The organism is Roseiflexus sp., assembly GCF_057785375.1.
Map to the genome: position 1 here is coordinate 85,725 of NZ_JBYNRX010000009.1, position 22,402 is coordinate 108,126.

The window sequence follows — 22,402 nt, forward strand, 5'->3', positions numbered from 1 at the left end:
CAACAATACGTTGTGTTCTCGCTTCATTCCATCGGTTCTGCCCCGTCAGCATCAAGGGAGGATGTGGAATGAGCCGTACCGGCATTCGCGTCGTCAGCTCATCGATGCGTGTGCAGCGTCCGGTGGGATTGGCAATTCTTGCAGGCATAGGGGTTGCTGCAGGCATTGCCCTGGCGTTGCTTGCTGTGGCGCTGATCGCATACAAAGCCGCGCTGGGGGTTTCGCTGGCAATGCAGATAATCGATATTGCACTCGCAATTATTGTGCCGTTTACGATTGTCTGGTTCTTCTGGGGCTTGTGGGAAGTGATGCAGAGCGCCTGGTGGTCGCACGTGATCGGGGGACCGCTGGCGGCAGCGGGGCTGGGTGCGGCGTTTGTCTGGCGCAGTTCGATCATTGGGCTGCTGGTGCGGGGGCTTCCGGTTGCTGTGCATCAGTGGGTCGAGACCGGGTTTGTGTGGTCGGTTTGGATCATCCTGATCCTCGAGTTGCTGACGGTGATGTATCTGCTGACTGCATGGAAAACCTTTGGCATTGGAGCGCCGAAACCGTTGTGGGAGCGGCTGCGTTTGTGATGACTGAATATGGATCACGAAATTGTCGATACACATCTTCATCTGTGGGACCCGGCGCATTTTCGCATTCCATGGCTCGATGGCAATGACCTGCTCAACCGCGCCTACGATATGCAGGCGTTCTATGAGCACACTGGCGGGTTGAATATTGCCGCCATGGTCTATGTGCAGGTGGAAGTAGCGCCTGCCTATGCCCTGCTTGAGGCGCAGCATATCGTCCGTTTGGCGGAGCAGGAACCGCGCCTTCAAGGAATTGTCGCGTGGGCGCCGCTGGAAGATGGCGAGTGTGCGCGGTCGTTCCTCGAGGCGCTGGTCGCCGCCGGTCCGCTCGTCAAAGGCGTGCGACGCATTCTCCAGGGGGAGCCAGACCCGGCGTACTGTCTGCAACCCTCGTTCGTTCGCGGCGTCGAGATGCTGGCGGACTACGGGTTGTCGTTCGATATCTGCATCTATCATTACCAGTTGCCCGCGGTCATTGAACTGGTGCGTCAGTGTCCCGGCGTCACGTTCATTCTCGACCATATCGCCAAACCGGATATTCGCAGCGGCGCGCTTGAACCGTGGCGCGAGCACATCGCTGCTCTGGCGCGTTTGCCGAATGTGGCGTGCAAAATCAGCGGCGTGGCCACTGAGGCCGATCATGCACGCTGGACCGTCGATGATCTGGCGCCCTATATCCGGCATGCGCTCACGGTGTTCGGTGAGGATCGCGTGATGTTCGGCGGCGACTGGCCTGTGGCGTTGCTGGCGACCAGTTATCGGCGCTGGGTTGAGACGCTTGCGACGCTGACGGTGGACTTCTCGCCAGAGGCGCAGCGGAAACTCTGGTCTGAGAATGCTCGCCGTATCTATCGCCTCCCCACAGTTGCACGATAGCGCACTCCATGGTATCTTGCGCCTGTGTGGGCGCATCTCAATCAAAATCTCCACCCGAACGATCCTGCCTCGTCGGAGGCGCTGCGACGCATTCTGGCGCGCCTTGGCGACTACGTAGCGGCAATTGTCGAGCCTGTCAAGGTGCGTCCGACCGGCGCCACCCTCGTATGTGCAACGAATCAGCGCATCGAGGTGCGCATGACGATGGCGACAAACCATCTGCTGCTGGTGATCGCACCGGATGGGAATCTGGCGCATGAGGTTTTCTTCCTGCGTATGCTGGCGACGCGCGATCTGCCTGCGCCGCGCCTGATGACCTATGACCTGAGCTGCGCCACGGTTCCGTTCACCTATGCCCTCGAAACATATCCGGGCAGCCTGACGCTTGCTGCGCTCAATGATACGGCGCTGGCGCGGGTTGCCGGCAGGCGGATCGGGCGTGTCCTGCGACGGGTGCATCGGATCGAGGCGCCAGGGTTTGGCGCGCCGACGCCCGCTGGTCGCTGGACGGCGCGGACGTGGCGTGACGCGCTGGCGCGCTGGCTCGATGAACAGGGCGTTGCTGCGCGTGCAGAAACCGTGTTGGGTTCAGATGTGACTGCGGCGCTCTATGCTGCGACACTCAATCACCCGGCGCTTGCCTGTGCCCAACCACGTGTGCTGCACGGCGCGATTGAGCCTTCGCGCGCGATTGTCACCATTGGCGAATCGGTGCAACTCGAAGGTCTGGTGCGACCTGAAGCGCCGGTGGGGGGTGATCCGTTGTTTGATCTGGCATATGCGCTCTCATCGTGCCAGTCGCCTGTCTTTCGCCAGAGTGTGTTAGAAGGGTACGAAATGGGAGGAGCGTTGACCGCCGAACATCATGCGCGCCTGGATCGTCTGCGGTTGCTGATTGATGTCGTGCATGCGTTCGAGTTGGCCGACCCGGTCGTGCTTGCGGGTTTGCCGGTGGCGGTGATGGCTCGTCTGGAGGCGCTCCTGTGAGCAACGATGGACAGACCGGCGAGAACGTACATCGTTTGTTTCCTGGCGCGCTAGCGCTCATCCTCACCGGCCATATGCCATACCTGCGCGCTGCCGGTCGTCGTCCCGACGGCGAGGATCCGTTGCACGAGATGATTGCCTTCTCGATCATTCCCACGTTGAACGTCCTGTATGATCTGCACGAACGTGGCATGCGTCCTTATGTGTCGCTGGCGTATTCACCGGTGTTGCTCGAACAACTGGCGGATATTGTTGTGCAGAAACATTTTGTCGTCTGGATGGAACGGTGGCTGGCGCGCTGCGAGGCGGCTTTGCGGCGCTGGCAGCGTCAACGGCAACGGCATCAGGCGTATCTGGCGCGTTTTTACCTCGACTGGGGGCAGGGCATTCTTCGCAGTTTTATCGGGCGCTATGGGCGTAATGTGGTCGCAGCGCTGCGCGAGTTGTGTGCGCATGGACATGGAACGGTCGAACCGCTGGGAGGGGCTGCAACGCATGCGTATCTGCCGCTGCTATCGCGCCAGGAGTCAGTGCGTGCACAGCTCGATGTCGGAACCCTGACGATCACCCGTCTGCTCGGTCGCCGTCCGCGCGGTGTCTGGCTGCCTGAGTGCGGTTTTCGCACAGGGTTGGATCAGGCGCTGCGCCTGAATGGCACCCGCTATTTCATTATCGATCCGGCAAGTGTTGCCTCGGATGCCCATATCACCCACCTGCGCCCCCGGTGGGTGGCGCCGCGCCGGATAATCGCGTTGCTGCGCGCGGTTGATGCGTCGCTTCAGATCGTTTCGCCTGGCATCGGCTATGTTGGTGATCCGCTCTATCTGGCGCCCCGCCGGGATCGTATCACCCATCTGCCGATCTGGCGCAACGGTGACAGCGATACGGTTGTCGAACCTTACGACCCGTATCACGCATTTCGACGCGCTCAGGAGCATGCCGCCCACTTTGCCGAATGGGCGGCGATCGAATTGCGCGCGTTTGCCGACCGCCATGATCGTCCGGGGATTGCGGTTATTCCGCTCGACGCAGATGTGTTGGGGCGGCGCTGGTTCGAAGGCGTCGCCTGGTTGCGCGCACTCCTGGAAACGGTTCTGAACCATCGACCGTTTGCCCTGACGACACCTTCGCCGTATCTGCGCACCTTCCGACCGCGCCAGAGCGTGGCGCTGCAGGATGGATCATGGGGTCCTGGGGGTGATCATTCCGCCTGGAACTCCCCGGCAGGCGCTCTGCTCCGTCGTGCGGTTGGCGAAGCGGAAGATCGGGTTGTTGGGATGGCGCGACGCTTCCCCAATGCCCACGGCGACCAGGAACGCGCGCTCAATCAGGCCGTGCGCGAATTGTTGCTGGCACAGTCGAGCGATTGGTTGTTGCTGCTCAACCGGAACGATGCCAGTGAGTCGCATCGTCCGTGGGATCACCTGGCGCGCTGCCAGCAGATGTGTGCGCTGGCGGAGCGCGCCTCGCTCGATGAAGCAGATCGGACGATACTTGCTTCCATCGAGGAGATCGACAATCCCTTCCCTCATCTGAACTACCGCGTTCTGGCGGCGGAGCCTACGGATTGATGCCTGGAACCACAGAGGCGCGGAGGGAGCAGCGCGTGGTAGAAGGCGTTCTGACTCCAGAGCAAAAATGCTCTCTGTGTCCTCTGTGTCTCCGTGGTTGATAGTTACGTGACAATCGGCAGCCCGGCGCGCGCCCATGCGATGATGCCGCCGCGCAGGTTGAGCACATTGCCATATCCGGCGCGCCGGAGCATGTCGGCAGCGACGCCGCTGCGATTGCCCGAACGACAGATGGCGATGATCGTGGCATCCTTCGGAATGCTGCTCAGTTTGCGCGATAACTGACCGAGCGGGATGAGCACGCTGTCGGGAATGTGCGCCTCGACGTATTCTTCGCGCTCGCGCACATCGAGCAGGTACAATCGATCACCGCGGGCAAGGCGTTGCTGCACCTCGACTGGCGTAATTTCGTCGTGTCGGGGTTGCGGGCGGAAAAAACTGAACATGGCGCTCCTCTACGATTCTTTGTTCCAGTTGTCACCAGGAATATGATGCATCGAGCGGCTGAGACGTTACAGGCATATCTGCCACAGGAAGGGTAAACCAGAAGCATGCTCCTTTGCCCGGTTCGCTTTCGACGCCGATTGCGCCGCCGTGCGCCAGCACGAGTTGGCGAGCAATGGCAAGCCCAAGACCTGTGCCGCCTTGCGCTCGCGCACGCCCGCGGTCAGCGCGCCAGAAGCGTTCGAAAACGTGCGGCAGGTCGGCGGGGGCGATGCCAGGACCGGTATCAATGACGCGGATGCAGACCATATCGGCGTCTGGCGCGGCGCAGGGCGCCCGATGCGCTCGCGCAGCCACAATGCGCACTGTCTTTCCTTCAGGCGTGTAGCGTAACGCATTCGACAGCAGATTGTTGAGCGCCTGTGCGACGCGATCGGCATCTGCCAGCACCGGCGGCAGGTGCGGTTCACAATCGGTATGCAGCGTTATTCCTTTCTCGATGGCCTGTGCGTTGAACAGCGCCACACTCTGCGCAATGATAGCCGCCATATCGACGGCTGCCCGGTTCAGACGCAACTGACCGGCTTCGGCGAGCGTCAGTTCGCGCAGATCGGCGACCAGGCGACTGAGCAGCAGCGTTTCATCGTAGATCGTAGCAATCTCATCTTTTTCGAGCGGGAACACATCGTCGAGCAGAGCGCGCAGATTGCCCTGAATGACGGTAAGCGGCGTGCGTAGTTCGTGAGCGATGTCGGCGAGCAACCGACGGCGTGTCTGCTCCGCTTCTTCGAGACTGGCGGCCATGGTATTGAAGGCTTCAGCAGCGCCGGCGACCTCGACCGGTCCGGCAACGGGCGCGCGCTGCGTCAGATCGCCGGCGGCAAGGCGATGAGCGGCATGCGCCAGCCGATCAAGCGGCGCGGTCAGGCCACGCGCAATAATGACTCCCAGGATCAGTCCAAGCGCACCGGCGATGAAGCCTGCCTGGATCAATGTCTGGTTCAGTTGATCCAGAAAGCGCTGTGCTGCGGTAGAAAGCGCGGTATCGCGCTGCACGCGCACTACCAGGTACCCGACCGGAGCGCCATCGACGACTATCGGGAGCGCCTGGCGCATATCGTCGCGGCTGAGGTAGGACGCCGGCGCATTCCCGGAGGCGCTGGGGTACACAACCCTTCCCGCGGCATCGGCAAGCGCCAGGTCGAGCGGACCACGCATCATTCCGGGACCTCCCGGTCCCATGCCGCGTGGTCCCATCCCCCGAATGTCGGCGAAGACAGTCTCGACGTTTTCCCAGTCGTGATGAGCGGTGTAGTATGCGGCGAGGCGCGGGATGAGATCGAATTGCTGCACCTGGCTCTGCGCCAGAAACGTGCGGAAATCGGCGCTGGCGCGGGTGTTCGCCAGCCACGCGACCGACGCCACGCTCAGCATTGTCACCAGGGCGAATGCCAGTGCCAGTTGAACCCACAATCGCCGGATCATACGACGACCTTCAGGCGATAGCCCACGCCATACACGGTTTCGATCTTGACGCCTGCATCGACTGCTTCGAGTTTGCGGCGCAGATTTTTGATATGGCTGTCGATGGTTCGTTCCATTCCCTCGTACTCATAGCCAGGACCTGCTTCGATCAACTCCTGGCGTGTAAAGGCATGGCCGGGAAGACTCAGAAACGTGCGCAGCAGATGAAACTCGGTGGGCGTCAGATTGAGCGGTTGTCCCGCCACGGACACCTCGTGCCGGTCGGGATCGAGCCGCACCCGTCCTGCTTCGAGCATGGCTGTCGGCAGCGGTGCGCCGCCGCCGGTACGCCGCAGAACGGCGCGCACGCGCGCAACCACCTCACGCGGATTGAACGGTTTGGTGATGTAATCATCGGCGCCGAGTTCGAGTCCCACAATCCTATCGGTGTCTTCGACGCGCGCGGTCAGCATAATAATCGGCAAGGAGGCGAGATGCGGATCGGCGCGAATCGTGCGCGTCAGATCGGCGCCATCGACATCGGGCAGCATCAGATCGAGCACCATCAGATCAGGGCGCTCACTGCGCGCCAGGCGAAGGGCAGTAGCGCCATCGTGCGCAGTCAAGGTCTGAAACCCGCTGTGTTCCAGGTACGCACCGACCAGCCGTGTGATCTGTCGATCATCATCAACGACCAGAATGCGCTGAGGCATATCGTATCCTCGTCATCGAACTTCCATCATTGTACCAGAAGCAGGCCTCACGACGTTGTGAGACCTGCTTCTGTTCCGCGAAACCGGAACCTCCTGCGCGCCTGCTCTGACGCAGCGCGCCGGGCATTGTCAGCGATTGCGCCGGGGACCACGCCCGCCGGGTTGCGCGGTCGCTCCCTGCCCGGCGTTGTCCGGGCGCTGTCCGATCAGCGGATCGTGCGCCTGCCGCACCCAACGGTCCATCGGCGAACTGACCAGGACGGTGATGTGCGTGCGCATCCGCTGTTTGGCGTCTTCCGCCTGTGCCGGCGTGATCACGCCGTTGCTGACCAGCGCGTCGATGCGGGCGAACTGCGGCGTAACGAACGCATTGACGATCTTCAGCGGATCAACCCCCTTTGCTAGCGCCACATCCGCAATCGTTTTGCCGTTGGACAGTTCGTTCAGCAGCGCCTGGCGCGTCATGCCCAGCGTATCGGCAGCAACGCCAATCAATCCGCCGTCGCGTCCCTGCATCTGCGCACCGCCGCCTGCGCGTAGCGCCTGGGGCGTGCCTGTGGGACAGACCCCGCCGAACGGGCAGGCGCCTGGCGCGGTTTGTGCAGCGACGTTCGAGACGGTGAAGACGAGCGCCGCGACCGTCAGCGCTCCAATAACCCATGCCAGTATACGCGATTTCATTGATGGGCTCCTTTCGTATCAGCGCGATGGTCTTTGTGATTGCGCCTGAAGTGTAGCAGGGGAAGATGGAGAACTGATGGAGATGACGCGCAGATTGTGGGGAAGTGCTCATTGGTCGTGGCGACCTGCGCTATTCTGTGTCACTTAATGAAGCGTTGCATTATGTAACTTCCTGTGCTACACTAAGTAATGGTTAGAGGTCCAGTAGCTCAATGGATAGAGCGCCAGTCTTCGGAACTGGGTGTTGGGGGTTCGAGTCCCTCCTGGACCGCCAATTTCCCCCTTGTCATTGCCTGATCACTGATAATCCAGGGCGCTCACCAATCAGATCAGTACGTTGCATCAGTCGTTCTTGCACAATGTAGCCTGTTCTTTCGCCTGCCACAGCGCGCGCCGCTCGATCAGGAGACGGCTTGCTTCCAGGTTTCCAGAGAAACAGTGTCGTCCGAGTCATGTGTATTACCAGCGAGTACGAGGCGCTATGAATGACGAGACACCCCTCAGCGTGTTACTGGTTGCCCGGAGTGATGAAGTTGCAGGCAGGCTCCGCGCAGCATTCGGCGATCTGGCGATTACTCTCGATCACGTATCCCCTGATCAGGTGCTGTACACATTGTCGGTCACTCATGTGGATGTGGTGCTGCTTGATGTCAGCCCATTCCCCGATGTTCCGCTGGAATTGATCGCCTCGATTGTGACGGTTGCGCCGCATGTGCCCATCCTGGCGCTGGTGGTGAACGATGCCGACCCGCGCGCACTGGCGGCGCTGGCGGCGGGCGCACACGATTTCGTCAGTTCCGAAGCGGCGGCAAGCGCGATCGTGGCCCGGTTGCGCAGCGCTGCGGTGCATCGTCTGGCTGAGAAGAAAGGCCAACCGGCTGCACTGAAGGATCTCATCCTGCGCAGCAACGATGCGGTGCTCCTGATTGGTCGTGACGGGCGGGTCAATCAGGCGAACGCTGCCGCAGCCGCATTGTTTGGCGTGCTGACCGAGCGACTGATCGGTGAACCGTTTGGCACCCCTATCGTCTCGAACCTGGCGACGACGATTGACATTCCGCGACGCAATAGTGAGCCGATCACGGCAGAGTTGTTCTCGCTTCGCGTGCTCAGCGATCAGTCCGATACCGCATACCTGGCGATTCTGCGCAGCATCTCGCGCCATCACCGCCTCGATGTCGATCTCCGCCTGATGATGGCTGCCATTGCCAGCACCAGCGATGGTGTTGTGATTGCCGATCTCGACGGCGTTCCGCATTACCAGAACCCGGCGTTTCAGAAAATGACCGGTTTGACGCTCGATGATCTCCGGGTGGCTGGCGGTTTGTTGCGTCTGTATCGCGATGTCGGCACGGCGCGCGCGGCGCTGGCCGCAGTGCGCGGCGGGCAGTCCTATCGCGGCGAAATGCGCCTGATCGACCGTCAGGGTCACGCAATCAGCGTGTTGTTGCATATCGACCCTGTGCTGGATGCGTCGGATCAGGTCATCGCATTGGTTGCGGTGCATACTGATGTGACGCAACGCAAATTGACCGAGGATCGCCTGGCGTACCTTTCATCGCACGATCCGCTCACCGGTCTGGCAAATCGAACACTCATGCTCGACCGGTTGCAACTCGCGCTGGAACGGCGCAATCGGCGCGGATCAGCGCCGTGCGGTGTGCTGTTGCTCGATCTGGATCGTTTCAAACAGATCAATGACAGCCTTGGGCATACGGTCGGTGATGAGGTATTGGTGGCAGTCGCCGGTCGTTTGAAGCATATCACCCGTCCTGGTGACACGGTGGCGCGTCTCGGCGGCGATGAGTTTGCTATCGTTGTCGATTCGGTCGGTTCACTGGAGGATATCTGGCGGATTGCGTTGCGCATCCAGCAGTCGCTCAGTCATCCCATCGCCGTGCAGGAGCATTCATTGACGGTCGGCGTCAGCCTTGGCATCGCGGTGGACGATGGGCGCACGAGGGATGCGGCAGCGCTGTTGCGCGATGCCGATACGGCGCTCCATCAGGCGAAGGTGCGCGGACGATCGCGGATTGTGCTGTTCGAGGAGGCGATGCATACGGCAGCGGCAACGCAACTGCAACTCGAAATCGAGTTGCGCCAGGCATTGCAGCATCAGATGTTAGTGATGCACTATCAGCCAATCGTCGATCTCTCCAGTGGCGCAATCCATGGCTTTGAGGCGTTGATGCGCTGGCATCGTCCGCTCAACGGCTTAATGCTCCCTGATAGTTTTTTGCCGGTGGCCGAGGAAGCGGGCTTGATTCCGTCACTGGGCGCCTGGAGCATTGGTGAAGTCTGCCGTCAGGCGCGGCGCTGGCGCGATCAGTTCGGCGCCGCCGCCGACCTCTCCATTAGCATCAATATTCATAGCCGGCAGCTCGAACAGGCGGATCTGCCGCGCTTGGTGAAACAGGCGCTCTATGAGTTCAATCTGCCCGGTTCCGCGTTGACCGTCGAAATTACCGAAAAAGTGGCGCTGACAGACCTTGATCTGGTCGTGTCGCAGTTGCAACAACTCAAGGCATTGGGTGTGCAGGTGGTGCTGGACGATTTTGGCACGGGGTACTCATCACTCACGTATCTTGCGCGTCTGCCGGTCGATGGTGTGAAGATCGACCGGACGTTCATCCAGTCGATGATGCACGATCCGCTGTCTACCACGATTGTGCGCGCGATTATTACACTTGCCAGGGAGTTGGGGTTGCATGTGGTGGCGGAAGGCGTCGAGACGGAAGAGCAACGCATGGTGCTGTTGCGCCTTGGCTGCACCTGCGCTCAGGGGTGGCTGTTTGGGCGAGCGGTTGATGCGGATTCGGCGAGCTTGATTGAGCAGCGCGTGGGATTGAGCACCGAGAACCCAGAACCAAGAACTGCGGCTTAGGAGTTCTGCCAGAGCCTGCGGCACTATGGCACTTTCGATGAGGGTGGTGCGGTGGGCGGTATTGCCGCCGCACCGCACTGCAAAAGAAGATAAGGACGGCTCTGCTGAAGGCAAAACGTCGTTACGCGGCTTGTCCGTGAGCAACCGCGCAACTCCTGTTCGTGAGCCTCAGGTCGGCAAGGTCTGCTACCGTCGCCGCATCAGGAGCGACACATAGTACAACATCTGGAGAATGGCAGTCGCTGCAGCGGCGACGTAGGTCAGCGCTGCGGCATCGAGCACCGCCTTAACCCCCTCGGCTTCCTGGCGCGTCACCAGACCGTACCGTTCGAGCATAGCGCGGGCGCGCGCGCTGGCGTCGAACTCGACCGGTAGCGTTACCAGGCTGAAAATGGCGCCGCCGCTCATCAGAAGGACGCCGATCCAGGCAAGCGCCAGCCCCGCCCGTGAAAAGGCGCCGAGCACCAGCCCGACCATCAACAGAATACCGCCGAGTTGTGAACCAACGTTGACAATGCCGACGATCCCCGATCGCAGGCGCAGCCAGGCGTATCCCTGCCGATCCTGCAAGGCATGCCCCAACTCATGAGCCACGATCGCCATGGCTGCCACCGATGGATGGGCAATCGAACCGGCGGAGAGGCGCATTGCTTTCGCCCGTGGGTCGTAGTGATCGGTCAGCTCACCGCTGATCTGCTCGACACGCACATAATCGAGACCTTCGTTGCGCATCAGAACGCGCGCCACGTCAAGACCGGTCATATTGCGTGCATTCCGCACCTGGGCGTACTTCTTGTAGGTGGATTGCACCTTCCACTGCGCCCATAGCGTGATGCCTGCGCCAAGCAGCATCACAATCAGATAGAGAGGGCTAAAGAACATAGTCGTTTCCTTCTGAACGCCTCGTGTCCTGACGGTGCGCCTCCATGCCCTATGCGCGACGGAACTGGCGCTGTGTCAGGAAGGTTACTAACACAAATGTGATAATCGCTATGATCCCCAGGTCGATCCAGACCTCCGCATCGGGTATGACGCCGCGCAGCATCAGGTCGTGAAACCCTGCAACTCCATGACTCATCGGGATGAGTGCAATGATCGGCTCGATCCAGGCTGCGAAACTGTCACGGCTGATAAAAAAGCCGCTAAAGAAGATCGAGAGCAAGAGACTGATCATTGCAAATTGAATGGCCTGACTGTCCGATCCTGCAACAGTCGAGATGAGAAATCCCACTCCCAGCGATGCAATCGTCAGCAGCAGCAACAACAACGCAAAGAGAAGCCAGCTACTCTGAAGCGGCACGCCAAACAGACGCATCGCCGCTGTGAGCGCCGCCGATGCAACCGCGATAATCATCGTGTAGCCGAGATACTTGCCGATGAGCAGTTGCACCATATTGGCGGGCGACACCCGGAACAATTCGAATGCGCCCATCATGCGTTCACGCACCAGCGCCAGCGCGCCGAGCGACACTGCCGTATGCTGCACCAACAATGCCAGAACGCCTGGTGCATAGTATACCACTGCCGGATAAGCGCCGCTTGCCTGCCCGATTGATTCGGTGCGGATGTTCTGGTAGCGTTGCTGTACCGGCGAGACGATCGTTTCCGGCGCGATGTTGACAAAAATGGCGATCTGCTGATCGAGGAGCATCAGCAGTTCCTTCGAGTCGCGCAGTTCTTCCAACCCGCGCTCGAGGTCGCCGGAAGCCAGGATAGCGTCCACCGCATCGAGAGATTGGATGGCGTCATCGGCGCGCGCCCGCAAGTTTTCGACATCATCGCCGCGACCGGCGAACAGATTGTCCGGTGGAATGGCGTCGCGGAACTGCACGATCAGCGCGCGCAGGGTGCGCAGTTCCTGGCGAATGGCTTCCTGCTCGGCGCGGCTCACCTCGCGTTCGAGTTCGGTCAGACGATTGGCGCCGGCCGTGATCCGCACGCCAACCGTGCGCGCCTGCTGCTGTGCCAGACGAGTTTGTTCCGTCAGCAACGCCTTGTTGATCTCATTGACCTGAGCATACGCCAGGTACTGGATCCATCCTTCGACCAGCGGGTTGATCGCGTTCGAGTAGATCAGAATTGTCGCATTTTCGCCGCGTTGCAGTTTGCCGAACACATCGTCCGGCACGATCTGAATGACGTCGAGATCGCCGTTTGCCAGCGCCGCGCGCGCTTCGGCAGGAGTGTAGGCGCGGTTGACCAACCTGAAGTTGAGACCCACCAGACTCGTGATCTGTGTGCGCATCTCAGCCGGCAGATCGTCGGGCAGAATGAGCGCGGTGCGCAGCACCGGGTTGCTGTTCACAAACCCGGCGCCGAAAAGCACGAGTACCAGGAGCGGACCGGCGACCAGACTGATCAGGAGCAGCGGTTGGCGACGGATCTCGCGCACTTCTTTGAGGAAGTAGGCGCGGATGCGGATCAGCCAGCGCACCGCTTCATCGGCGGGATGCGGGGTTGTCAGGGTGCGCTGTGTGGGACGTGTTGGCGCTGTGCTGGCCATAGGACTCTCTCCCCATCATCGCATCGGCGGTTTGTTCGATCGGCTGGTCTTCCCACTGCCGGATGATACGGATGAAGACATCATCGAAGGTGAGCGCCAGTTCTTCGGCGCTCTCAACAACGATGTTCGGACCATTCGGGTCTTCCAGGACGTTGAGCACTTCTGGAATCCAGTCCCCGGCATCATCGACGGTGACGTACAGTTCACGGTCCGATTCGGGGACGTAGCGCACCTCTTTGACGTGCGGGCAGCGGCGCAGCGCGCCGACCGCTTTCGCCAGATTCGCCGGGTTCGCCAGCGTCAGGTGGATAATCTCGCCACCGAGGGCGCGACGCTTCAGGTTCTGCGGCGTATCCATCGCCAGCAGGCGCCCCTGCCGCATCACGGCGACATAGTCGCAGTACATTGCTTCACTCACGATCTGAGTCGTGATCAGCAGGGTGCGTCCCTGGTCGCGCAGGGTGCGAAAGTAGTCCCAGAATCGTCCGCGCAGCACCGGATCGATGCCCGCCGTCGGCTCATCGGCGAAGATCAGATCCGGGTCGTGCATCAGTGCGCCAACCAGCATGAGACGGCGCTGCATGCCGCCGGAGAGTTGCCGCCCCAGCCGATTGCGCGCACTGGCGAGATCGACGAATTCGAGCAGTTCGTCGAGGCGCCGGCGGATCTGATGGCGACGCATGCCATAGAGTGATGCCAGAAACTCGGCGTTTTCCGCAACGCTCAGGTTCGGGTAAAGCACGAACTGCTGCGGAATATACCCGATGCGCGCCTGCTGTTCGGCGCGAAATGTCGCCGGATTGGCGCCAAGCACGCGGATGGTTCCTTTGTGCGGGCGGTAGAGACCGAGCGCCAGGCGCACGGTGGTGGTTTTACCGCACCCGCTCGGTCCGATCAGCCCGAGGATCGTTCCTTCGGACACAGTATAGGTTTGATCAAAGACGCCGGCGTTTTCGCCGAATATCAGGCTGACGTTGTGCGACTCAATGGCGTTGGCGCGCGTCGATGTCATGGGTGCGCTCCTGCGCGAAGAACTGATACGAATACGCGGTCATTTGGACAATATTGAATCCACTGCACAAAGACTTAACCACAAAGGACACGACACGAAGGCGAATAAACATGAAGCGCATTTCCTTTGTGTCCATTTGTGACCTTCGTGGTTAGCTTTTTGCAGTGAAGTCATAATTGCCAGGGCGCGCGGCGAAACGTCGGACCGCTGCGGGCGAAAGCCCTCGCTGAGCACGCGGTTCGACTACGCTCACCGCACGTGGAAGCCCCGTTGGGGCTGCTGAGTCCCAGGCGCGGTGAGCGTACGGCTGCCGGCGTATGGTGTGCATCGTTGCGCCTTGCGAACCGGGCGCGCGAACCGCTGCCTGGTATCAGGTTCCCTCCTGCACGCTTTGGCGTATCTTCATTGTACAGGATGCAGCTGAAGCGTGAGGCAGGCTGTTGTCCGGCGATATCGCTTCAATGCAAAGCCATTGATCGGGGACATTGCGGTATAATACCCATGCGCAGATCGTGGCAGTACATAGCCCCGGTAAAGAGACTCACCTGCGTCTGCGCCCTTATGGCTCGACTACGCTGCCGGGGCATCCTTTCCTTCATCAGGGAGCAATTACATGGCAGGGGGCGACAAGCCAGGGCATGAGTGCGGCATTTTTGGCATCTACGCGCCGCACGAGGACGTGGCGCGCTTGACGTTTTTCGGTCTCTATGCATTGCAACATCGCGGACAGGAAAGCGCAGGCATTGCAGTCTCCGATGGGCGGCGCATTCATCTCCATAAAGAGATGGGGTTGGTCGCTCAGGTGTTTAATGAGGAAAAATTGCGCCCGCTCAAAGGTTACATTGCTATCGGTCATACGCGCTACTCCACCACCGGCTCCTCGAAACTGCAAAACGCGCAGCCTTTTATGGTCGAAAGCGTCCTTGGTCCGCTGGCGATCAGTCATAATGGCAATCTGACGAACGCGCCGCAACTGCGGCGCGAGTTGTTGATGCGCGGCGTCGGATTAATGTCGTCGAGCGATAGTGAAGTGATCACGCAGATGCTGGCGGGCGGCGAAGGACGCACCTGGGAGGAAAAACTGCGCGTCTTCATGATCCGCGCCGAAGGTGCGTATTGCCTGGCGGTGCTGACGCGCGATACGCTCTACGCTCTCCGCGATCCGTGGGGGTTGCACCCGCTCTGCTACGGGCATCTCGGTAATGGTGGCTGGGTGGTGGCATCAGAGAGTTGTGCGCTGGCGACGATCGGCGCAACGCTGGAGCGTGAACTGGCGCCGGGCGAGATCGTGGCGTTCGATGAGCGCGGTCCACGCACTATTGCACACTCTCCCGCGCCGCAGCGCGCAATGTGCCTCTTCGAGTATATCTACTTCGCCCGGCCCGACAGCATCGTGGACGGGCAGACCCTCCACGCGGCGCGAGTGGCCGCCGGACGCGAACTGGCGTGCGAGGCGCCAGCAGACGCCGACATTGTTATTCCGGTGCCGGATAGCGCCGTGCCTGCCGCCATCGGCTATGCGCAGCAGTCGGGTATTCCCTATCAGGAAGGGCTGATCAAAAACCGGTATATCGGGCGCACCTTCATTCAACCCGACGACCGCCTGCGCAAACTGGGCGTGCAGTTGAAGTTCAACCCGCTCAGCGATAGTCTGGCAGGCAAGCGCGTCGTGCTGGTGGACGACAGCATCGTGCGCGGGAATACGTCGGGTCCAATCGTGCGGCTGTTGCGTGATGCCGGGGCTGTCGAGGTGCATATGCGCGTCTCGTCGCCGCCAATCAAACACCCCTGCTTCCTCGGCGTTGATATGGCCACCTACCCGGAGCTGATTGCGCACCGCTTGACGCTGCCGGAAATCCGCGATCACCTGGGAGTCGATAGCCTGGCATACCTCAGCCTGGAGGGTCTCATTCGCGCAACCGGCAGTGCGAGCAAGGGGTTCTGCAACGGCTGTTTCACCGGCAGGTATCCGGTGGATGTGCAGCTGCTGGAAAAGGAGGCGTTCGAGGGGTGAGGAAGACGGCAACGTAGCCCAACGGCTGGCGGCTCACCTGCTGCGCTGCCCAGGACTAATACGAACGTGCGGTTATTCGTACCATACTGCCGGGACGCTGCGGGCGAAAGCCCTCGCTGAGGACGCAGTTCGACCATGCTCACTGCACGCGGTTCGACCGTGCTCACCGCACGTGAAAGCCCCGCTGGGGCTGCTGCTGCCGGGGCGCAGTCTGCGTCCACGACACGCCTGCCGGTGTGCGTTGACCGTTGCGCTTTGCCCAACGAACACGCGAACATTTCATCCCCGACGTTGCGCGCCTGGTTCCATCTTGTGACCGGTGACGCTGCCAACCACGATGCCTGTTTTTCCCTCATCTCCCAATCCCCTTCTCCCACAAGCAGTGCGCTGAGCGATGCGCTGAGCATGCCGAAGCGCGGCGCCAAAGCAGGGAGAAGGGGGCGTTGGAGCGAGGCGGCGCTGCAATCCCGTATGAGCGGGTCTGAGACCCGCCCATACGAGGTCTGGCTCTATGCGGTTGCCGTCCTCCTGCTCAGGTGCGTTCCGAAACCTTCGCGTCTTCGTGCCTTTGTGTGAGTTGCTTCGAACAGTATCGAGCGTGAAGGCCATCGGGAAACCGCTCACATATGGAATCGTGCGCTCGTGCACCGCACACCGTAGCGCGCGTTTTTTGTCGGATCGTTTGTCTCGCCCCGCAGAATGCGTTAGAATATCCGTGTTACTCGCTGAAGCGCCAGATGGCGAAGTGAGCGTTCTGTGGGATCGAATCGTCCGCTGCTGTTGTTGATCGATGGTCACGCGCTGGCGTATCGCGCCTTCCACGCGCTGGCGGAAGCCGGGCTGCGCTCATCGACCGGTGAGCCGACCTATGCGGTCTATGGCTTCACCTCGGCCATGCTCAATGCTATCGAGGAGTATCACCCGGAGTATGCCGCAGTGGCGTTCGATGTCGGCAAAACCTTCCGCGACGATCTGTACGCCGAATACAAGGCGAACCGCGCCGAGACCCCGGCGGAGTTCGAGCAGCAACTCGCACGTATCAAGCAGGTGCTGGCGGCGTTCGATATCCCGATCTACACCGCCGAAGGGTACGAAGCCGATGATGTGATCGGCACGCTGGCGCGCCAGGCGACCGAACGCGGCGTCGAGACGCTGATCCTCACCGGTGATACCGACACGCTCCAGTTAGTCAATGAGCATGTGACCGTGCTCCTCAATAATCCGTACCTTCGCGGACCGAAAAATACCACGCGCTACAGTATCGCAGAGGTGGCGGAACGCTACAAAGGGCTGCGCCCCGATCAACTCGCTGACCTGCGTGGCTTGAAGGGTGATCCGTCCGACAACATCCCTGGCGTCAAAGGCATCGGCGAGGCGGGTGCGATTGCGCTCCTCAATCAGTTCGATACGATTGAGAACCTGTACGACCATCTGCACGAAGCGCCGAAGCGCTATCAGAAACATCTCGAAGGGCAGCGCGACATTGCGCTCTTCAGCAAAAAACTGGCGACGATTGTGTGTGATGCGCCGGTGACGCTTAATCTCGCGGCGGCGACGCTCGCCGACTACGACCGCAGCCGGGTGATTGCAGTCTTCCAGGAACTCGAGTTTGGCGCGTCGCTCGTCAAACGCCTTCCTCCTTCCGGCAACACAACCGCTGCTCAGCCGTTGCCGCCAGCGCCGCAGCCGTTGCCGTCTGTGCCGCTGGCGGAATCGCCAGAGCCGCGCCAGGTTGATATGTTCGCGTCAGAAGCGCCTGCCACATCCGAGCCTTCCGCCGAACCGCAGCAGTTGACTCTGTTCGGCGATGTGGAAGCGCCGCCGCCTGTAGTGCACATCGAAGCGCCGCTGCGCGCGGCGCCGGGTGAATACCGCGCTGCGTGTAGCGATGAGGACCTGGACGCGGTACTTGCCGAACTGACCGTTGCGCCGCTGATTGCGTTCGATACCGAAACGTGCGGGATGAATCCGTTGCGCGATGACCTCGTCGGTCTGTCGCTGGCGACAGTTCCCGGTCGGGCGTGGTACATTCCCGTCGGGCATGCCACTGGCGAGGCGCAACTGCCGCGCGAGCGGGTGATCGCGGCGCTGCGTCCGTTCTTTGCCGATCCGGCGCGCCCCAAAATCGCCCACCACGCCAAGTTCGACATCGAAGTGCTGGAGCGCGCCGGAGTCCCGGTTGCCGGTCTGTCGTTCGATACGATGCTAGCAGCCGGGTTGCTCGACAAACGCCGCAACCTGAAAGACCTGGCGTTCTACGAACTGGAACTCGCCGAGCCGCTCGATGCGATTGGCGAACTGATCGGCAAGGGAAAGAACCAGGTCACCTTCGCCGAGGTGCCGATTGCGCGCGCCACGCCGTATGCCGCCGCCGACGCCGATATGACGCTGCGCCTCAAACCGGCGCTCGAAGCGAAATTGCGTGCCGCCGGCAGCGTCGCCGATATCTTCTATCGCCTGGAAATGCCGCTCGTCCCAGTGCTGGTGCGCATGGAACAGGCGGGCATTCTGCTCGATGTTCCGTATATGCGGGCGCTTGGCGAGCGCATGGGGCGGGAACTTGCAGAGATTGAGCGGCAGATCTTCGCCATCGCCGGGCAGCCTTTCAACATCAACTCCGGCGATCAGTTGAGCGAGGTGTTGTTCGGTCCCAAGATCAACCTGCCCACCGCCGGTCTCGAACGCACGCGGACAGGGCGCTACTCGCTGACGGCGCAGGCGCTCGAGGAATTGCAGGCAAGCGACACCACCGGCATCATCGAGTTGATCCTGCACCACCGTCGCCTGAGCAAACTCAAATCGACCTATGTCGATGAGTTGCCCGCGCTGGTCAACCCGGAGACCGGCAGAGTCCACACCGACTACAATCAGCTCGGCGCGGCGACCGGGCGGTTGAGCAGCAATTCGCCCAACCTGCAAAACATCCCGACCCGCACCGACGAGGGGCGCGAGGTGCGGCGCGGTTTCATCGCGGCGCCGGGCCACGTGTTGATCGCCGCCGACTATTCGCAGATCGAGTTGCGCGTGCTGGCGCACATCACCGGCGATCCGAACCTGATCCAGACCTTCATCGAAGGGCGCGACATCCATGCCGCCACTGCCGCCCGTCTGTTCGGCGTCGGTTTCAGCGCCGTGGACAAGAATCAGCGGCGAATCGCCAAAACCGTCGTTTTTGGCGTTATCTACGGCATCAGCCCGTTCGGCCTGGCGCAGCGCCTCGGCATTTCGCGTGAACAGGCGCGCGCCTTGATCGACAGCCTGTTCAATGAGTTCCCCCGCATCCGCGACTACATTGACCGCACGCTGGAAACTGGACGGAACGAAGGGTATGTGCAGTCGCTCTTCGGGCGCCGCCGACCCATGTTCGACCTGCGCACCTCCGGTCCACGGCGTCAGGCCGCCGAGCGCGAGGCGATCAACCATCCCATTCAGTCCACAGCAGCGGATATCATGAAACTGGCGATGATCGCGGTCGATGCTGAACTGCACCGCCGCGAGTTGCGCACCCGTATGCTGCTCCAGGTCCACGACGAACTGATCTTCGAAGCGCCGGAAGCAGAAGTGGACGAGGTGGTGGCGCTGGTGCGCGACCGGATGGAAGGGGTGTTGAGCGACATGCACCCGCCGTTTGCCGTCCCGCTGCGCGTCGAGATTGAAAAGGGACCGAATTGGGAAGAATTGACGCCGGTGTGATTCCGGTGCGAAGGTTGAAGGTTGAAGGTGGGAAAGTAGGGGCGTTGCGCCGCGCCTGCCGAAGGTCAAAGACGTACCCGACCCTTGAGGTCTTCTCCAATGTATTGGTGTCTGCTGTGGAACCTTGCCAGCGAAAGGATCCTTGCTCTGCGCTTGCACATGTCCCGACCTCAAGGGTCTTGGAGGGAAGCAACAGGCAGCGGGCATCGTAGAGGCGTCCCTTCTCAATCCTCACCAACCGCTGGGCTACAAAAATGACAAACGTCATATCCAGTGCATTGCCCTGCATCATCCTCATGTCACGCTTGCGTGCCACAATCAGCACAGGCATATGCTACAATGAAAGGGCGCGACGATGAGCATGGGCGTGCTGACCGGAAAGGACATCTTTTCAGGAGATCATCCCCATATGACCCTCGTTGAACCTGTGACGCAGGCGCATCCCCGTGACCAGCGCGTGACCGATGCAGAGCGCCCCACGTTTTCGATTGTAGCGCCGGTATATAACGAAGAGGTGCTGCTGCCGGAATTCTACAGTCGTGTTGTGGCAGCCATCGAGCCGCAGGGAGAGCCGTTCGAGATTGTTCTGGTGAATGATGGGTCGCGTGACCGGTCGCTCCAGATTATGCTGGAACTGCACGAACGCGATCCGCGCGTCAAAGTGATCAACTTTTCACGCAACTTCGGGCACCAGATCGCCATTACCGCTGGCACCGACTACGCGCGCGGCAAGGCAGTCGCCGTGATCGACTCCGATCTTCAGGACCCGCCGGAGGTGATTGTGGACATGATCGCCCGCTGGCGCGAGGGGTATCAACTCATCTACGGCGTGCGCTCTGAGCGCGAGGGCGAAACGGCGTTCAAACTCGCCACTGCGTCCCTCTTCTACCGCCTCATTCGCAAAATCACCAGTGTCGACATCCCTGCCGACACCGGCGACTTCCGCCTGATGGATCGCAAGGTGGTCGATGCGCTCAAATCGATGCGCGAACATCACCGCTTCATGCGCGGGTTGTCGGTGTGGGTCGGCTTCAAGCAGACCGGCGTCACCTACAAGCGCGATGCGCGCAAGGCGGGAGTTACCAAATATCCGCTGCGCAAGATGCTGAAGTTTGCGATGGATGGCATTACCGCCTTCTCATACCTGCCGCTGCAACTGGCGACCTATGTGGGGTTCGGCGTGGCGGCGCTCGGTCTACTCGGCATTATTGCGGTGATTATTCTGCGTCTGCTCGGCAATGAACTGCTGGGTCAGGCGACGACGCTGGTGGCGGTGCTGTTCATGGGGGGCGTGCAGCTGGTTTTCCTCGGCATCCTCGGCGAGTACCTGGGCCGCATTTACGATGAGGTCAAGCAACGCCCCCTCTACATCGTTGCCGATGCCATCGGGTTCGAGGAGTGATCCCCTTCGGCGTCCTGAGATTATGGCACAGCCCGCAGCCATTCTTCTGTGCCGAATTTGGTTTCGGCTAATCGTTCGGCAGCCTGCCACTCCTCTGGTTTGATTGCAGAATCGGTCAATCCATGCTGCGCGCGGAAGGTGTCGATCATCCGCGCGATGATCGCCTCACGCGGCAGACCGGTCTGACGGCGCAGCGGATCGACCCGTTTGGCGGCGCTGGCAATCCCTTTGTCGCTGAGTTTCTCGCGCCCGATCCGCAACACTTCCGTCATCTTCGCGCTGTCGATGTCATACGCCATGGTGACGTGGTGGAGCACTGCGCCGTTGCGCCGCGTTTGCGCCGCCCCGCCGATCTTCCCCGCCGCCGAGGTGATGTCGTTGATCGGCTGGTACCATGCCTCGACGCCGAGCGATGCCAGCGCATCGAGCACCCAGCGGTCGAAAAAGGCGTAGGAGTCGACCATGCTCATGCGCGCGACCAGTTCGACCGGGGCGTAGATGGAGTAGGTGATTGTATTTCCCGGTTCGATGAACATCGCGCCGCCGCCGGTGATCCGCCGGACGACCTGTATCCCGTGGCGTTGCGCGCCGTCTAGATCGACTTCGTTGCGCAGCGACTGGAAGCGACCGATCACGATGGCGCCGGCAGCCCATTCCCAAATGCGCAGCGTCGGCGGGCGACGTCCGGCGGCGACTTCTTCGAGTAGCGCTTCGTCGAGCGCCATGTGCTTCACCGGGGAGGTTGGCGCGTCCTGGATCAACTGCCAGTCATACATGCGCCAGGAAGATGATGGATGTGTGCTCATTGCGCACCTCCCTGAAGAGCGCGGCGTACCGCTTCGGCAACTCCTTCCGGCGTAATGCCGAGTAATTCGGCGTGCGCGGCTGCGTCGTGCACCCGTGCGGCAATCGTCTCAACTGGCGTATCCGCCGGGAGACCTTCGAGCGCGGCTGTCATCCATTCCAGCGCTTCCGCCGGTTCGAGAAAGAAATCGCCGCTCAACACTACATCACGCAGCGCACCATCAGCCACATTCAGATCAACGACCACCAATTTCCCGCCGGGGATTTTGTATTCGCCATGCATGGCGCTTCCCTTTCTTCCGTATGACCATTGCCTGCTGTAGTGTCTCTCACGACCAGACCAATCATACGTCGGGCGAGCATGCTCAACATCTCAACGTAGGGTCAACGTGCGCGCCAGATAGCAATGGAGACGAACCGCTTTGCACAGCGTGACAGAGCAGAGTCAGGCGCAGGTGTCTAGTAGGTGTTCGCTCTAGGCTTTGACCTGATCTATTGCCCACTGACGCGCCATACTTTTCAGCGCATCTTCATATTTCTTCCAATTGTAGAGGGTCTCAGGATCGAAATCCGCTCCATTGGGCCACACAAGCGTGTGGACTTCAGGATCGATCGCTACCTGATTGAACAATGTTTCGTCCTGTAAGGCGCCGTATATTTCCCCTGCCAGTACAGGCTGAAAATTAATCTCGCGTTCTGTTCCATCATCGAATTTTACGCGCAGAGTATAGGGGCGGACGATTTCTAATCCGATGACGCGGCAAATTGCGTGATTCATG

18 protein-coding genes and 1 tRNA gene are annotated in these 22,402 nt (G+C 60.8%); 9 read left to right on the plus strand and 10 right to left on the minus strand.

What is annotated here, in order from left to right; genetic code table 11:
* The first annotated feature begins 68 nt into the window (after nucleotides 1-68).
* The 4 genes from AC3EA7_RS01850 to AC3EA7_RS01865 are packed head-to-tail and all read left to right on the plus strand — an operon-like array spanning nucleotide 69 to nucleotide 4,009.
* Entirely contained in the window at nucleotides 69-575 is a 507-nt protein-coding gene (locus AC3EA7_RS01850; RefSeq protein WP_488612322.1) for a hypothetical protein, read from the plus strand.
* Nucleotides 576-584: 9 nt separating this feature from the next.
* Nucleotides 585-1,451, plus strand: coding sequence for an amidohydrolase family protein (locus tag AC3EA7_RS01855; protein WP_488612323.1), 867 nt, complete (start codon nucleotides 585-587; stop codon nucleotides 1,449-1,451).
* Nucleotides 1,452-1,475: 24 nt separating this feature from the next.
* Nucleotides 1,476-2,438 (plus strand): phosphotransferase, encoded by a 963-nt coding sequence (locus AC3EA7_RS01860; RefSeq protein ID WP_488612324.1) that lies wholly within the window; start codon nucleotides 1,476-1,478, stop codon nucleotides 2,436-2,438.
* The gene (locus AC3EA7_RS01865; RefSeq protein ID WP_488612325.1) at nucleotides 2,435-4,009 is read left to right on the plus strand and encodes a 1,4-alpha-glucan branching protein domain-containing protein; all 1,575 of its coding nucleotides are present in this window, start codon (nucleotides 2,435-2,437) and stop codon (nucleotides 4,007-4,009) included. Before AC3EA7_RS01860 ends, AC3EA7_RS01865 begins: the two co-directional genes overlap by 4 nt.
* Before the next feature lie 104 nt (nucleotides 4,010-4,113).
* Here AC3EA7_RS01865 and AC3EA7_RS01870 read toward each other — a convergent pair whose 3' ends face one another.
* The 4 genes from AC3EA7_RS01870 to AC3EA7_RS01885 form a co-directional block, all read right to left on the minus strand.
* Entirely contained in the window at nucleotides 4,114-4,455 is a 342-nt protein-coding gene (locus tag AC3EA7_RS01870) for a rhodanese-like domain-containing protein (protein ID WP_488612326.1), read from the minus strand.
* A gap of 31 nt (nucleotides 4,456-4,486) precedes the next feature.
* Nucleotides 4,487-5,938 (minus strand): sensor histidine kinase, encoded by a 1,452-nt coding sequence (locus AC3EA7_RS01875; RefSeq protein WP_488612327.1) that lies wholly within the window; start codon nucleotides 5,936-5,938, stop codon nucleotides 4,487-4,489.
* On the minus strand, nucleotides 5,935-6,630 hold the full coding sequence (locus tag AC3EA7_RS01880) for a response regulator transcription factor (protein ID WP_488612328.1): 696 nt from the start codon (nucleotides 6,628-6,630) through the stop codon (nucleotides 5,935-5,937). Before AC3EA7_RS01880 ends, AC3EA7_RS01875 begins: the two co-directional genes overlap by 4 nt.
* A gap of 129 nt (nucleotides 6,631-6,759) precedes the next feature.
* On the minus strand, nucleotides 6,760-7,311 hold the full coding sequence (locus AC3EA7_RS01885; protein ID WP_488612329.1) for a hypothetical protein: 552 nt from the start codon (nucleotides 7,309-7,311) through the stop codon (nucleotides 6,760-6,762).
* 198 nt (nucleotides 7,312-7,509) lie between these two features.
* Here AC3EA7_RS01885 and AC3EA7_RS01890 point away from each other — a divergent pair.
* Nucleotides 7,510-7,585 (plus strand) — tRNA-Arg (locus tag AC3EA7_RS01890).
* A 207-nt stretch (nucleotides 7,586-7,792) separates the two neighbouring features.
* Nucleotides 7,793-10,195: a putative bifunctional diguanylate cyclase/phosphodiesterase gene (locus tag AC3EA7_RS01895; protein WP_488612330.1), complete on the plus strand. Its 2,403-nt coding sequence runs from the start codon at nucleotides 7,793-7,795 to the stop codon at nucleotides 10,193-10,195.
* 186 nt (nucleotides 10,196-10,381) lie between these two features.
* Here the strand turns inward: AC3EA7_RS01895 and AC3EA7_RS01900 are convergent, their stop codons facing one another.
* From AC3EA7_RS01900 to AC3EA7_RS01910, 3 genes are read right to left on the minus strand one after another with little or no spacing between them, the layout of a single operon-like run.
* Nucleotides 10,382-11,077, minus strand: coding sequence for a zinc metallopeptidase (locus AC3EA7_RS01900; protein ID WP_488612331.1), 696 nt, complete (start codon nucleotides 11,075-11,077; stop codon nucleotides 10,382-10,384).
* A 49-nt stretch (nucleotides 11,078-11,126) separates the two neighbouring features.
* Nucleotides 11,127-12,698 carry an ABC transporter permease gene (locus tag AC3EA7_RS01905; protein ID WP_488612332.1) on the minus strand — a complete coding sequence of 524 codons (1,572 nt, stop codon included), beginning with the start codon at nucleotides 12,696-12,698 and terminating at the stop codon, nucleotides 11,127-11,129.
* Nucleotides 12,634-13,710 carry an ABC transporter ATP-binding protein gene (locus AC3EA7_RS01910; protein ID WP_488612333.1) on the minus strand — a complete coding sequence of 359 codons (1,077 nt, stop codon included), beginning with the start codon at nucleotides 13,708-13,710 and terminating at the stop codon, nucleotides 12,634-12,636. Before AC3EA7_RS01910 ends, AC3EA7_RS01905 begins: the two co-directional genes overlap by 65 nt.
* Nucleotides 13,711-14,323: 613 nt before the next feature.
* Between AC3EA7_RS01910 and purF the strand changes: the two genes are divergently transcribed.
* The 3 genes from purF to AC3EA7_RS01925 all read left to right on the plus strand — a co-directional run bounded on the left by purF (nucleotide 14,324) and on the right by AC3EA7_RS01925 (nucleotide 20,819).
* On the plus strand, nucleotides 14,324-15,724 hold the full coding sequence (gene purF / locus AC3EA7_RS01915) for an amidophosphoribosyltransferase (RefSeq protein WP_488612334.1): 1,401 nt from the start codon (nucleotides 14,324-14,326) through the stop codon (nucleotides 15,722-15,724).
* Between the two features lie 756 nt (nucleotides 15,725-16,480).
* Nucleotides 16,481-19,417 (plus strand): DNA polymerase I, encoded by a 2,937-nt coding sequence (polA, locus tag AC3EA7_RS01920; RefSeq protein ID WP_488612335.1) that lies wholly within the window; start codon nucleotides 16,481-16,483, stop codon nucleotides 19,415-19,417.
* A gap of 409 nt (nucleotides 19,418-19,826) precedes the next feature.
* The gene (locus tag AC3EA7_RS01925; RefSeq protein WP_488612336.1) at nucleotides 19,827-20,819 is read left to right on the plus strand and encodes a glycosyltransferase family 2 protein; all 993 of its coding nucleotides are present in this window, start codon (nucleotides 19,827-19,829) and stop codon (nucleotides 20,817-20,819) included.
* 20 nt (nucleotides 20,820-20,839) lie between these two features.
* On the opposite strand, the gene AC3EA7_RS01930 is transcribed toward AC3EA7_RS01925, so the two are convergent.
* The 3 genes from AC3EA7_RS01930 to AC3EA7_RS01940 all read right to left on the minus strand — a co-directional run bounded on the left by AC3EA7_RS01930 (nucleotide 20,840) and on the right by AC3EA7_RS01940 (nucleotide 22,401).
* Entirely contained in the window at nucleotides 20,840-21,625 is a 786-nt protein-coding gene (locus AC3EA7_RS01930; RefSeq protein WP_488612337.1) for a lipoate--protein ligase family protein, read from the minus strand.
* Nucleotides 21,622-21,906, minus strand: a complete 285-nt coding sequence (gene lplB, locus AC3EA7_RS01935; protein ID WP_488612338.1) for a lipoate-protein ligase small subunit — start codon at nucleotides 21,904-21,906, stop codon at nucleotides 21,622-21,624. Before lplB ends, AC3EA7_RS01930 begins: the two co-directional genes overlap by 4 nt.
* Nucleotides 21,907-22,098: 192 nt before the next feature.
* Nucleotides 22,099-22,401, minus strand: coding sequence for a DUF2442 domain-containing protein (locus AC3EA7_RS01940; RefSeq protein WP_488612339.1), 303 nt, complete (start codon nucleotides 22,399-22,401; stop codon nucleotides 22,099-22,101).
* Nucleotide 22,402 lies beyond the last annotated feature (1 nt).

Coding starts and splice junctions, on each gene's coding strand:
- AC3EA7_RS01850 (WP_488612322.1), top strand. CDS start 69: ATGAGCCGTACCGGCATTCGCGTCGTCAGCTCATCGATGCGTGTGCAG.
- AC3EA7_RS01855 (WP_488612323.1), top strand. CDS start 585: ATGGATCACGAAATTGTCGATACACATCTTCATCTGTGGGACCCGGCG.
- AC3EA7_RS01870 (WP_488612326.1), bottom strand. CDS start 4,455: ATGTTCAGTTTTTTCCGCCCGCAACCCCGACACGACGAAATTACGCCA.
- AC3EA7_RS01875 (WP_488612327.1), bottom strand. CDS start 5,938: ATGATCCGGCGATTGTGGGTTCAACTGGCACTGGCATTCGCCCTGGTG.
- AC3EA7_RS01880 (WP_488612328.1), bottom strand. CDS start 6,630: ATGCCTCAGCGCATTCTGGTCGTTGATGATGATCGACAGATCACACGG.
- AC3EA7_RS01885 (WP_488612329.1), bottom strand. CDS start 7,311: ATGAAATCGCGTATACTGGCATGGGTTATTGGAGCGCTGACGGTCGCG.
- AC3EA7_RS01895 (WP_488612330.1), top strand. CDS start 7,793: ATGAATGACGAGACACCCCTCAGCGTGTTACTGGTTGCCCGGAGTGAT.
- AC3EA7_RS01900 (WP_488612331.1), bottom strand. CDS start 11,077: ATGTTCTTTAGCCCTCTCTATCTGATTGTGATGCTGCTTGGCGCAGGC.
- AC3EA7_RS01905 (WP_488612332.1), bottom strand. CDS start 12,698: ATGGCCAGCACAGCGCCAACACGTCCCACACAGCGCACCCTGACAACC.
- AC3EA7_RS01910 (WP_488612333.1), bottom strand. CDS start 13,710: ATGACATCGACGCGCGCCAACGCCATTGAGTCGCACAACGTCAGCCTG.
- purF (WP_488612334.1), top strand. CDS start 14,324: ATGGCAGGGGGCGACAAGCCAGGGCATGAGTGCGGCATTTTTGGCATC.
- AC3EA7_RS01925 (WP_488612336.1), top strand. CDS start 19,827: ATGACCCTCGTTGAACCTGTGACGCAGGCGCATCCCCGTGACCAGCGC.
- AC3EA7_RS01930 (WP_488612337.1), bottom strand. CDS start 21,625: ATGAGCACACATCCATCATCTTCCTGGCGCATGTATGACTGGCAGTTG.
- lplB (WP_488612338.1), bottom strand. CDS start 21,906: ATGCATGGCGAATACAAAATCCCCGGCGGGAAATTGGTGGTCGTTGAT.
- AC3EA7_RS01940 (WP_488612339.1), bottom strand. CDS start 22,401: ATGAATCACGCAATTTGCCGCGTCATCGGATTAGAAATCGTCCGCCCC.